The organism is Pseudomonas sp. PA15(2017), from assembly GCF_001945395.1.
Classification (GTDB): domain Bacteria; phylum Pseudomonadota; class Gammaproteobacteria; order Pseudomonadales; family Pseudomonadaceae; genus Aquipseudomonas.
Genome location: NZ_MSXV01000028.1, coordinates 49,462 through 61,334 on the forward strand (window position 1 = coordinate 49,462; position 11,873 = coordinate 61,334).

Below are 11,873 nucleotides of genomic sequence, written 5' to 3' on the forward strand. Positions count from 1 at the left end.
AACTTAACTGTCCTGCTGATTCAGATGCGCCTGCCCGGCGGGCGTCAGGCGATATTGCTGTAACCGACTGTTGGGCTTGGTCGGCAAGGTGTACTCGATCCGGCCGGCAGCCAGGAGTTGACGTACTGCCTGATTGAGCGGCCCGGAGATGCTTTTCTGCCCCAGCGCGCTGGAGAGCGCTGCCTTGCTCGCTGGGCCAGCCAGCAAGCAGCGCAGCACGCGCACTTCCAGCGACTCTGGCTGCGACTCTGGCTGCGACTCTGGCTGCGACTCTGGCTGTACCAGGGTCGCCTCCAGTTTCAGGGCGGGCAGAGTGGCGCTGACACCTGAGAGTTGCGGCAGCATCAGGGTCACCCGGAAGATAGATTCCTCACTGAGCACCGGATCCTGGCCGCCGAAGGCGCGGGCGTACTTGAACAGGTTGCGCACCCCGGAGCCCAGCTCCTCGGCCCACTGCATTTCGCGGAACACCCGGGCGATAGCAGGGTTCTTCGGCGATGGCGCGAAGTCGTCCGGGCGCAGCAAGCCCACGCCGTGTGGGTTGTTGCTGTTCTCGGTGGTCACCCGGTCACGCTGAATGATCAGCTTGGCCGGGAACGGATTGAGGTATTCGCGGTGGATCAGCAGGTTGGCCACCACCTCACGAAAAATCCGTTCGCGCAGGCTGACGCGCTGATTGCCCTCCAGGTGGAAAGGGTCGGCAACGTGCTTGCTGACGAAGGCCATCAGCCGGTCGTAGCTTTCCAGCAGATTGGTACGAATATCGTCGCGGTCGTCGTAGCGATCCATATCCTGCACCCGCAGAATCGCGTCGGTACGGTGATGCGGCGCCACGCCCAGCGCCACCTCGTCACGGCCGAACAACAACGCGCCGGCCATGGACACGCCTTCCGCGCCGGTCTGGTAATCACGCTGGTACAGCCGCGCGCTTTTCAGCAGCTCCAGATCGTCCAACTCGGCCCAAGGGTGGCCGCTGCGCTGCAGGCGCACGTTGTGGCGCACGCGCTCGATCAGGTCACTGCGCAGGTCAGCCAGGCGGATAAAGGGGAAGATACGGTTCTCGCTGTAACTGACCTGCTTGCGCAGATACAGCTCGCCGAGCAGCTGGGAATGGCCAGTGATATCGAAGTCGCCATCCTCGTTACGGCTGAATACCCGGTTGTTGCAGCTGTGCACCTGAGAGCTTTCCGGCACGCTGAGCACCAGCACGATCTGCCCGTCCAGCTCCAGTTGCTCTGGCACCAACTGCATCGGCGGGTTGATCTTCTGCGCGTTATGCAGGGTGTTGACCAGATCCTTGCGGATTTGCGCCACCGCTTCGGGCGCGATGCCGGTCACGCTGCCATCGTCCGCCGCGCCCAGCACCAGGGTGCCGCCGCGCTGGTTGAGAAAGGCGCAGATGGTCTCGTAGACATCGCGATTGAGCGCCTCGCGGGCACGCTTGAACTCGACCGTCAGGCCCTCGCCGTCACGCAGCAGGCGCGCCAAGTGTTCGGGGGTCATGCCCGCCGTACCTCAACTCGACGCCCTTGGCCGCGCGGAGTCAATTCATGCTCTCGCATCCATACGAGCCCTTTTTCAAAACGCCACAGCTCGATCTTGAGTTTGTCCGGGTGCCAGTTGTCACGTGCCTCGAAGATAATCTGCTGGTCGCTCGGCTGCTGGCCGGCCAGTAGCAGGTTGTTCCAGGCGGCATACAGGGTCGCGACGATTTCCGTCTGCCGGGTATTGAGTGGCAGCAGCAGGCGCAATAGCGCTTCCACGTCATTCAATCGTGGGCCAAGCGCCTTGCGGGTTTTCACTTGCAGTTCATTGAAGCCGGCCAGCTTATGCAGGCTGTAAGCTGCCGCCCCCGGTTCGCAGTGCATATCGAACCAACCCACCTTGCGCGCTCGTGACTCAACCTTCTTCAGGTGCGGGTAATCGTTGGGGCCGGCGGCGTCCTTGACCGGTGCACGATCCAGCTCGATACCCAGGTGCGCTTCAACCAAATGGCTGACCTTCTCGCTTTTTACATGGCCGAAGTACGGCAGGTACTGGGGGGCAGCCTCGTGAGCGCTATAAGCCAGCGCCAGGATACCGGCATGCAGGTCTGTGCTGGGGATACCTGGGATACGCGCCGGCATTGCCACCACATTGTCCGGCTGCGCAGCAGCTGAAGTACGTGAAGCGCGCTTACCCGTGACAAGCCTGGCTTGCTTTTCCGCCTTGATCCGCTCCAGTAATACGGAGGCTGGCTCGTCGTTGGCATCTTGAGCAACCAACTGACCAGAGAAGGCTTTTTTCAGGATGGATTGGCGCAGGGCTTCGGCCTGTTGCAGGGAGTGGGTAATTGTTTTTTCGAAGTCTTCAACAACTGATAATTTGTTCTCGATTAGTTCGACGACTCTCGCTTGCTCGACTAAGTCAGGAAGATGGACATTAACCGAACGGATATTTTCTAAATTAAGGCCTGGCTTTCCTGCGCCATAAGCCAAGTCGGTTAATTGCTTGCGCCCTGCAGCTTCAGCGACGATATACCAATAGAGAAATTTGGGCAGAACCTCATCAGAGGGGCGGCAGAGCGCGACATGCTGACTGACATAGGCAGTGCCAACGGTATGTTCGACCAAAGCGGATTTGGTCACGTTTGCTCCGGTAATGGTAATTAACAAGTCACCCCTCTGAACTCTAGTCCTTAGCCCTTCAGCTTTTTCGGGCAAGTCCACAAAGGCTATATCGCTTAAGTCAAGACGATCATGCTTTATGTTCTGGGCACGGATAAAAATATCCCCTATATCCGCATAATAAGCAGCCCAGCCTCTTGAACCCGAAGTTAAGAACTCCAGCAGGTCGCCTAGTTTTCGCTGAACCCAATGGAGATCTATGGATATCTGCCTTGAGTCGGCGCTCAGCTTGCCCTCGAAGGCATGCTTGAGAAGGGTTTGGCGGTAGACCTTGAGTTGCTGTTGGGCGGTACGTAAATATTCCTCGCCTTTATCCAGTTCTGAGAACAGCTCTTCGATTTTGGCGACGATGCGCAACTGTTCTTTATGTGGTGGCAGCGGAAATTCGAGATCGGTGAGTTGCTTCTTTGTGATTCCAGAAATTGTAGTGCCGCGGCCTTGGTGCTTAAGGATTTGAAGTTCGTAGCTTAGAAAGTACAGGGCGAACTCAGGCGCTATCAAATCAGAGTGCTGGATCAAACCTTGGACATCTTGGCTAAAACAAGTTTCTGTCTCGGTAATGGCAATTTTCCCAAGGCCCACGCGCGTGACAACCAACAAGGTTTTGCGGGGGACTATTTGAGTTGTACTGTTTTCAATGCCTTCCGTAGTGACTTGCTTGCGCGGTTTTATGTCACGAACACTATAAATATCGGCGCTTGTGACCCAGGGTGTGCCTGTTCCCCAGTAATCTGCTTTTTCGGTTGATGGGGTGCCGCCACCCACGACGGTGTAAACCTCGCCTAAGGTGGGCGTAACCCAGTTGGTGGGCCGTTTGTTATCGCTTGCATTTAGCCCACTACCCACTTTCTTATTCCCCGTCACGCCACCAACGCCTCATTAATCTCATCCATCACCGCCTCGTACTGCGGGCCAAACTGCTCGTAGAAGCCACCCAGCCCGCCATGGCGGTTAAAGGGCGCGAAGTCTAACGCATCGCGGTCGATATGGATGGAGGTGGCGATATGGTCGCGGATCATCTGCAGCCAATGCATCTGCGCTTCGTTGAATTTCTCGCCACCGCCGGCGTGGCGTTTGAAGATCCACTGCTTGAAGTTGCGGTTGACCGTGTCTTCGAAGGGGGTGACCTTGGTGTCCAGGCCGCAGACGCGGCGTATCAGTGCGACCAGAGCAGTCAGCTCGTTGAGTGGGTTCTGCCCGCTTACTTCGTCCAGGCGGGCATAGGCTTGCCATACATGCAGCGGCGCCAGTTGCGGTTTATCGGCGCTCAGGCGATCGAGCAGGGCGCGGATCTGTTCGTAGGTGACTTCGCGGCGACGCTGCGGCTGGCTGAAGTAGATGCTCAGGGCGTCGATTTCATCGCGATGTTCGTGCAGATAAGCGGCGAAATCATCACTTAGCTTTTGCGCCTGCTCGGCGCTGTCGCTTTGCCAACCGGCGCTGAGCACGCGATCCAGCGTCTCGTGGTCGATCTTCTGTTCCTTGTCGCGGCGGATGCGGTCGATCAGCTCGATCAGTTCGCCGTTGAACAACTTGGCCACATCTTTCACCAGCTCGGCCTGGGCTTTGTCACGCATGGCCTCGCCGGGATCGGTGCCGGCCGGCTGGCCGGCCAGTTGCAGGGCGCGGATTTCCACCAGGTCGGCGTCGATGGCATTGAACAGCCGGCTGACGATCTGCCCCAGCGGCACACCACCGCTCAGTGCTTCGAGCTTCATGTGCTCGGCGGGCTCCAGTTGTTTGTTCAGCCGTGCCAAGCGGCCGGCCAGGGAGCTGACGCTATCACTGTCGCTGGCGCCCATCATCACGCCCATGGCCAGGTCCTTGAGCGGTACGCCGGGTTTGGTGATCAGCGGCTGGCTGGCGGTTTTCAGGGATTTGCTGACGCCGATGGCGTCGACGATCACGTAGTGGGTCTTGCCCGTGGTGGCCGCTGAGGAGACTTTCTGTAGGTCGTCCTTTTCCAGGGTACGGGTACCACGGCCTTTCATCTGCTCGAAGTAGTTGCGGCTCTTCACGTCGCGCATGAACAGCAGGCATTCCAGCGCTTTCACGTCGGTGCCGGTGGCGATCATGTCCACGGTCACGGCGATGCGCGGGTAGTAGGCGTTGCGGAACTGGGCGAGCAGATCCTTGGGGTCTTCGCCTTTCTCGATCACCTTGCCGTCGAGGTCGGTACTGTCCTTGGCGGCGCGGTAGGTGATCTTCTTGCAGAAGGCGTTGCCCTCGCCGAACTCCTCGCGCACGCAGTGGATGATGTCGTCGGCGTGGCTGTCGGTCTTGGCGAATATCAGGGTCTTGGGCACCTGGTAGTTGCCGTCGGCATCGATACGGCCAGGGAAGATTTCCGGCAGCTTGTCGCGGAAGGTGCGGATCACGGTGCGAATCTGATCCGGGTTGACGATATCGCGGTCGAGCTGTTTGCCGCTGTAGGCCTCGTCTTCGTCCTGCTGTTCCCAGCGCTTCTTGCGAGTCAGGCGCTCGCGCCGTTCAACCTGCTGCTCGGCGGTGAGGACGCCGCCTTTCTGGGTCACGGCGGTTTCGATCAGGTACACCTCGTTGCCGACATTGACGCCATCGGCCACGGCTTTTTCATGGCTGTAGTCGCTGACCACGTTCTTGTGGAAGAAGCCGTAGGTGCGGTTGTCCGGCGTGGCGGTCAGGCCGATCAGGCTGGCGTCGAAGTAGTCGAGCACCTGCTGCCAGAGGTTGTAGATGGAGCGGTGGCATTCGTCGATGAAAATGAAGTCGAAGAACTCCGGCGCGATCTTCTCGTTGTACACCACCGGCAGCGGCGCCTTGGGCTTGGTTAGTTGCTCGGCAGGGTTGAGCTCTTCGGCGCTATCGTCCAGCTCCTCGCCCTTGAGCGTGGCGTACAGACGCTGGATGGTGCTGATGCACACGGCGCTGTCGCTGGCGACGTAGGCGGATTTGAGCCGCTGCACCGGGTACAGCTCGGTGAATTTACGGTTGTCGTCGATGGGCAGGTAGCTGAGCATCTCCTGCTCGGCCTGTTCTCCCAGGTTCTTGGTGTCGACCAGAAACAGGATGCGCTTGGCCCCAGCGTGCTTGAGCAGGCGGTAGATGGCGGTGATGGCGGTGTAGGTTTTGCCGGCGCCGGTAGCCATCTGAATCAGAGCCCGAGGTCGTGCGGCGCGGAAGGAGCCTTCCAGCTTTGTGATCGCCACTTCCTGGCAATCACGCAGGCGCAGCTCGCTGGCTGGCAGTTTTTGCGGATTGAGCAGTGGCATGGCTTGCAGGCGGGTGTGCAAGGAAGCCGGCTGGCTTAGCCATTCCTGCAGGGTTTGCGGGCGGTGGAAGTTGAACACCTCCCGCGAGCGCGGCTTGGGGTCTCCGCTATCGGTAAAACGGGTGATCACGCCGGTGCTTTCGTAGAGAAAACGCAGCGGCTCGCTGGCCTTGATCCATTTCAGTTGGGCGTTGGCATAGCCTTGGGTCTGTTCCTCCACTGCACTGATGCTGTGCCAGGCTTCCTCGCGCTTGGCTTCGATTACTCCGGTGGGCTTACCGTCGACGAACAGCAGGTAATCGGCCGGGCCAACGCTGGTGCCGTACTCGCGCACGGCGACGCCAAGGGCAGCGTGAAGATTGATCTTGTTCTTGGCTTGCACCACCCAGCCAGCCTGACGCAGTTGTGCGTCGATACGGTCGCGGGCGAGCTGTTCTGGGTTCTGGTTGAGCGGCGGCGTTTGGGTCATGGACTGCCTTGTCTCACATGGCCGGTAAATAAGGCTCGATACTAGCCCGCTGAATACCAGGGGCAAAGATCAACTGCGCAACGCGTAATCCAGCACGATGCCGACGAAGATCGCCAGCCCGGCCCAGTGATTGTGCAGGAAGGCCTGGAAGCAGACCATCGGTTCGCGCTGACGGGTCATGTGGAACTCCCAGGCGAAGCAGCCGGCGGCTACCAGCAGGCCGAGATGGAAGTACAGGCCCAGTTCGAAGCGCGCGCCAGCCAGCAGCAGGCACAGCAGGGTCAGGCCCTGCAGGCCGAAAATGATCACCCGGTCGGCATCACCGAACAGAATCGCCGTGGATTTCACGCCGATCTTCAGGTCGTCCTCGCGGTCGGCCATGGCGTAGTAGGTGTCGTAGGCGACGGTCCAGATCACGTTGGCCAACAGCAGTAACCAGGCGGCTGCCGGCAGCTCGCCGGTCTCGGCTGTGAAGGCCATCGGCATGCCCCAGGAGAACGCGGTGCCGAGCACCACCTGGGGGTAATAGGTGTAGCGCTTCATGAACGGGTACAACGCCGCCACGCCCAGGGCACCGAACGACAGCCAGACGGTGGTGGCGTTGGTCAGCAACACCAGGGCGAAACTCAGGGCCACCAGCACGACAAAGAGAATCAGTGCCTCACGCGCGGTGACCTTGCCGCTGGCCAGCGGACGCGCCTTTGTGCGGCTGACGTGGCCGTCGAAGTTGCGGTCGGCATAATCATTGATCACGCAGCCGGCAGCGCGCATCAGCACCACGCCGGTCACGAAGATCACCAGATTCTTGAGGCTCGGCACGCCTTCGGCGGCGATCCACAACGCCCAGAGCGTCGGCCACAGCAGCAGGTAGATACCGATGGGTTTGTCCATGCGCATCAGCTGCAGAAAATCCCAGGTACGAGGGTGCAGGTGATTGAGCGATTGCAGCAGACGAATGTACATCGAGCGGTTCTCCTGGCGCGGTGCGCGGATTATACGGCGGCGCGCCAGCCGCGGGTCAGCGACTCGCCACGGGCCAGAAGACCGGCAGGAATACTTCGGCGACCAGCACGGCCAGCTGTTCGCGGCGAAAGCACGAGCGCCGCGCCCACAAGCCGCCCTGTGCGGCTTCTGCCGGTAGCCAGGCGCCTGGGTAGCGGCAGACCTGCAGTTCGCCGCGAGCAAAGGCCCGGTCGCTGAACAGCAACTCGCCCAACGAGCGGCTACCCAGTTGCTGAAGATCCAGGCCCGAGCCTTGCAGCGCCTGCCGGGCAACCACGCTGCGGGCGAACACCCAGGGCTGGCCGTTGCCGCGCAGGTAGACTTCGCGCACCCAGCCGGTACTACCCGACGGCACGTCCAGCGCCGCGCATTCGTCGTCACGCAGGGCCAGCCAGCCCTCGCGCAGCGGCGTAACGCTGAAACCGTCCGCGGACAGGTCGGTCAGCCGCCGGGTCAGTGAGCGGTCGTCGAACAGCCAGTCGCAGACGCTGGCCGAGGGCGGGTCCGACAACTGATCACGGGTGAGCCAGGCGGGTGTTTGCGGGGCGGAAGGGAGCACGGTGCAGGTTCGCGGTGGGGCGGAACGCAGAGTCTACCATGGGCGTTGCGGGCCCTCGGGCATTCGTCGCGCCCGCTTGGCGATAGCGCGGCATTTGCGGTAGCGTGCCCGCGCAATGACCGTGAGTAGCGCCGGAGAGCCTGTATGAAGAAGTGGCAATGTGTGGTCTGTGGACTGATCTATGACGAACGCGAAGGCTGGTCGGATGACGGCATCGCCCCCGGCACCCGCTGGGAAGACGTGCCCGAAGATTGGCTGTGCCCCGATTGCGGCGTGGGCAAGATGGACTTCGAGATGATCGAAATCAACTGAGTTGGCGGGCCCGCCCCTCAACCGTCGAAACAGGAGCAAGCAATGAGTGATCCCGTCGTCATCATCGGCACCGGTCTGGCCGGCTATAACCTGGCCCGCGAATTTCGCAAGCTGGACAGTGAAACGCCGTTGCTGCTGATTACTGCCGACGATGGGCGCTCGTATTCCAAGCCGATGCTGTCCACCGGCTTCGGCAAGAACAAGGATGCCGACGGCTTGTGCATGGCCGAGCCGGGCGCCATGGCCGAACAGCTCGCTGCCCAGGTGTGGACGCACACCCGGGTCACCGGTATCGATCCCGGCCATCGCCGCCTGTGGATCGGCGAGGAGGCCGTGGCCTATCGCGACCTGGTGCTGGCCTGGGGCGCCGAGGTGCTCAGCGTGCCGGTCGAGGGCGCCGCCGCTGATCAGCTGTACACGGTCAACGATCTGCAGGGCTACGGGCGGTTCCGCCAGGCTGTCGAGGGCAAGCGCAGGGTGCTGATCCTGGGCGCCGGGCTGATCGGCTGCGAGTTCGCCAACGATCTGTCGTCGGGCGGCTATGAGGTCGACCTGGTTGCGCCATGCGAGCAACTGATGCCTGCCCTGCTGCCGGTCGAAGCCGCTGCGGCGGTGCAGGGCGGCCTCGAAGCGCTGGGTGTGCGCCTGCACCTGGGGCCGGTGCTGAACCGTCTCGAGTACGCTGCAGACGGTGGGCTGGAGGCGCAGCTGTCCGATGGCCAGAGCATCGCCTGCGATGCGGTGATCTCGGCCATCGGCCTACGCCCGCGCACCGAGCTGGCAGCTGCAGCTGGCCTGGCCGTGAATCGCGGTATCGTGGTCGACCGCTTGCTGCGCACCTCCCACGGGCATATCCATGCCCTGGGCGATTGCGCCGAGGTAGACGGGCTCAATCTGCTCTACGTGATGCCGCTGATGGCTTGCGCCCGGGCGCTGGCCAGGACCCTGGCCGGCACGCCGAACGAAGTGGCCTATGGCGCCATGCCAGTCACCGTGAAGACGCCAGCCTGCCCGCTGGTGGTCTCGCCGCCGCCGCGGGGCACGCAGGGGCGCTGGACGGTCGAAGGCAGCGGCGCCAATATCCGCGCCCTCTGCCGGGATGCCAGCGGCGCCCTGTTGGGCTACGCGCTCACCGGCTCGGCGGTGCAGGAACGCCTGGCGCTCAACCGTGAGCTGCCGGCCCTGCTGGCGTAGCGATCTGCCGTCCATTCGACAAAATGGCGGATTTAGCCGGGCGCGGGGCTGGCGAAGGCCCCCATAGCATGCCATTCTCCCCAGGCCTGGCCGCAGCGTAGAGCTGTCCGCGCGCATTGGCGCCAGGGCGCGGAACACAACAACAACAAACCGTAAATGAGGCAATCATGCGTAAACCGGAACTCGCCGCCGCAATCGCGGAAAAAACTGATCTGACCAAGGATCAGGCCAATCGTGTACTTAACGCCGTTCTCGAAGAAATCACCGGGGCACTGAACCGCAAGGACAGCGTCACCCTGGTCGGCTTCGGAACCTTCGTGCAGCGCCACCGCGGCGCCCGCACCGGCAAGAACCCGCAAACCGGTCAGCCGGTGAAGATCAAGGCCAGCAACACCGTTGCCTTCAAACCGGGCAAAGCCCTCAAGGATGCGGTAAATTAAATAACAGAAATCTCATTTTCTGTGGATAACCCTCTGGAAGCCCCGCTGGCCGGGGCTTTTTAACGCCCGCAAAAAATGATCGCATTGTGAAACGTGTTTCATTTTTCTGGCTTACAGAGAAATGATCGTATGGGGAGAATCTGTTTCATTATTGACGCCAGAGCTGCCCCTCTCTAGGCTGCCGCGCTCGATTATGTGCGGTATCTCCTTTGAAAACTTCTGTTTACTCATTAACGCTGGTCGAGTTTTCCAAGTTAGGTGGACTCAAACTTCAACTGGTGACGATAAATAACCAGATTGACATATTTGCCGGGGCCTATGCCCTGCAGCGTTATGACAGTGGTGCGAAACCTAATACGATAAGAGTCGACCAGAACGCCATTCTTGGCCTCTACAGATTTTGTGAAGATAAAAAAATAAATTTGCTTCAGCGTATGGCTGAGCTTGAGCCTCTCACTATTGGGGAAATTGAATCATTCTCCTCATACTGCGGGGTTGCGCAAGATGCCCGCGAGCGTGTAAGTGCTAACTGGTATACAGCTCGTGTACGGGGTGCAAAGAAGTTTATTGAGTATCTATGGCTCTTTTACGAGGGACGATGCTCGCGAAACTTAAAGGAGCTTGAAGCAGCAAAGCGGCTATATGAGCGCATGACTGCGGGCTTCGAATTATATCTAAAGACCCCTTACAAGAATGACAAGAAGGATAAGGTTAGTCTTACTCCGGAGCTTCAGGCTAAATTTATTTCTATCATCGATCCAGATGAATATAACGAAAGTAATCCTTGGAAGACTTCTCGGATAAGGTGGCGAAATTATATATTCCTGCTCTTGTTGATGCTTGGTGGGAACAGGAAGGGCGAAACACTTCTTCTGAAGCTCAACAATTTTCAGCTAACTGGAAGGCGTAAATATTACGATATATTGAAGAGCTCAGATATTATTAGTTATCCGCGTGCAGAAACACCTTCTGTTAAGACGTATGGTCGTCAAGTTGAGTTGCACGATGATTTTGCGGCTCTCGTTGAGCACTATATAGTTAACGTTAGAAAAGAGTTTGATGGGTGGCAGCAGTCAAGCTATTTGTTCTTGTCGTACCGCGATGGCAAGCCGATGTCTGTGCATACTCCGAACTCGACCCTTAATGAACTTATAAAGCAATATCCAGAATTCAAAGGGCTGTTAAGTCCTCATCGCTTGCGCAATACATTTCATGACCTTCTCAATCAGGCGCTTGATAATAAATTCAAGGGCTCAAGTGGACTTAGCCGTAAGATTCTAAAAGCCCCTATACAAGAAGCAGCTGGAGGTTGGGCAAGAAACAGCAGCATGCCGGAGCATTACGCTAAAGGCTCGATTCAAGCAAAAGTGGCCGAGTTACAGGTTCTTCTCCAGAAGAAAATTCTGGGCTCTCTGGAGGGAAAATAAGTGGAGCCTATCTTAGATTTAGATTACCTAGTTGGTGCTGATACTCAATCGGATCTTCACAAAAGCGCTAGGTATGTAAAAAGTCGACTCGGTTACGATATTGAAGTACTCGACAAAGATGGCGGATTTCTCAAGGTAATTAAGCTGCCAGACGATAATAATGATTTTGTTTATTTACAGCCTGAGTATCTAAACTTCTTGGATAATGATTTAAAGGAGATAGCAGTAAGCTATTTGCGCTATGTCTTGGAGCGATATCTATCTTCAACAGTCAGGAAGAAGTTTGGCTTTGTTGACTTGCTTGCTAGAGAAGTGACTAATGGGGTTGAGCTTGATGAGTTCTTAGATGCACTGGCGGCATCAAGTAGTCGAACCAAATCGGCACACATCTCCGCAGGTAAAGAGTTTTTGAAGTTTGCTTTGCTACATGAGTATGAAGTGAATCGCCCCGGCTTTCCTAGACACTTTCCAAGCTCTGGATATATCGCTTCTCAAACTCCACTGGCGATAGCTGCATAGCGCTGCTGTGCCGGCGTTTAGGGTTATAGAACATC

At 58.6% G+C, this 11,873-nt stretch carries 10 protein-coding genes; 5 read left to right on the plus strand and 5 right to left on the minus strand.

Annotated elements, in window-relative coordinates; genetic code table 11:
- Positions 1-3 precede the first annotated feature (3 nt).
- The 5 genes from BVH03_RS09725 to BVH03_RS09745 all read right to left on the minus strand — a co-directional run bounded on the left by BVH03_RS09725 (position 4) and on the right by BVH03_RS09745 (position 7,946).
- Positions 4-1,503 carry an RNA-binding domain-containing protein gene (locus BVH03_RS09725; RefSeq protein ID WP_075960970.1) on the minus strand — a complete coding sequence of 500 codons (1,500 nt, stop codon included), beginning with the start codon at positions 1,501-1,503 and terminating at the stop codon, positions 4-6.
- Positions 1,500-3,530 (minus strand): restriction endonuclease subunit S, encoded by a 2,031-nt coding sequence (locus BVH03_RS09730; RefSeq protein WP_075960971.1) that lies wholly within the window; start codon positions 3,528-3,530, stop codon positions 1,500-1,502. Before BVH03_RS09730 ends, BVH03_RS09725 begins: the two co-directional genes overlap by 4 nt.
- On the minus strand, positions 3,527-6,385 hold the full coding sequence (locus tag BVH03_RS09735; RefSeq protein ID WP_075960972.1) for a type I restriction-modification enzyme R subunit C-terminal domain-containing protein: 2,859 nt from the start codon (positions 6,383-6,385) through the stop codon (positions 3,527-3,529). Before BVH03_RS09735 ends, BVH03_RS09730 begins: the two co-directional genes overlap by 4 nt.
- A 69-nt stretch (positions 6,386-6,454) precedes the next feature.
- Entirely contained in the window at positions 6,455-7,348 is an 894-nt protein-coding gene (gene ubiA, locus BVH03_RS09740; RefSeq protein ID WP_075960973.1) for a 4-hydroxybenzoate octaprenyltransferase, read from the minus strand.
- Positions 7,349-7,403: 55 nt separating this feature from the next.
- Positions 7,404-7,946 (minus strand): chorismate lyase, encoded by a 543-nt coding sequence (locus BVH03_RS09745; RefSeq protein WP_075960974.1) that lies wholly within the window; start codon positions 7,944-7,946, stop codon positions 7,404-7,406.
- Positions 7,947-8,090: 144 nt separating this feature from the next.
- On the opposite strand from BVH03_RS09745, the gene BVH03_RS09750 reads away from it, so the two are divergent.
- The 5 genes from BVH03_RS09750 (at position 8,091) to BVH03_RS25900 (ending at position 11,838) form a co-directional block, all read left to right on the plus strand.
- Positions 8,091-8,258: a rubredoxin gene (locus BVH03_RS09750; RefSeq protein ID WP_075960975.1), complete on the plus strand. Its 168-nt coding sequence runs from the start codon at positions 8,091-8,093 to the stop codon at positions 8,256-8,258.
- Between the two features lie 42 nt (positions 8,259-8,300).
- Complete coding sequence (locus BVH03_RS09755) at positions 8,301-9,452, plus strand: FAD-dependent oxidoreductase (protein WP_075960976.1); 1,152 nt, start codon at positions 8,301-8,303, stop codon at positions 9,450-9,452.
- A 116-nt stretch (positions 9,453-9,568) separates the two neighbouring features.
- Complete coding sequence (locus BVH03_RS09760; protein ID WP_256574668.1) at positions 9,569-9,892, plus strand: HU family DNA-binding protein; 324 nt, start codon at positions 9,569-9,571, stop codon at positions 9,890-9,892.
- A gap of 209 nt (positions 9,893-10,101) precedes the next feature.
- On the plus strand, positions 10,102-11,319 hold the full coding sequence (locus BVH03_RS09765; protein ID WP_143485934.1) for a tyrosine-type recombinase/integrase: 1,218 nt from the start codon (positions 10,102-10,104) through the stop codon (positions 11,317-11,319).
- Entirely contained in the window at positions 11,320-11,838 is a 519-nt protein-coding gene (locus BVH03_RS25900; protein ID WP_143485935.1) for a hypothetical protein, read from the plus strand. It begins immediately after the preceding gene.
- Positions 11,839-11,873: the final 35 nt, after the last annotated feature.

Bases quoted from the DNA above. Each gene is read 5' to 3' on its own strand.
- BVH03_RS09735 (WP_075960972.1), bottom strand. From the start codon at position 6,385: ATGACCCAAACGCCGCCGCTCAACCAGAACCCAGAACAGCTCGCCCGC.
- ubiA (WP_075960973.1), bottom strand. From the start codon at position 7,348: ATGTACATTCGTCTGCTGCAATCGCTCAATCACCTGCACCCTCGTACC.
- BVH03_RS09750 (WP_075960975.1), top strand. From the start codon at position 8,091: ATGAAGAAGTGGCAATGTGTGGTCTGTGGACTGATCTATGACGAACGC.
- BVH03_RS09725 (WP_075960970.1), bottom strand. From the start codon at position 1,503: ATGACCCCCGAACACTTGGCGCGCCTGCTGCGTGACGGCGAGGGCCTG.
- BVH03_RS09755 (WP_075960976.1), top strand. From the start codon at position 8,301: ATGAGTGATCCCGTCGTCATCATCGGCACCGGTCTGGCCGGCTATAAC.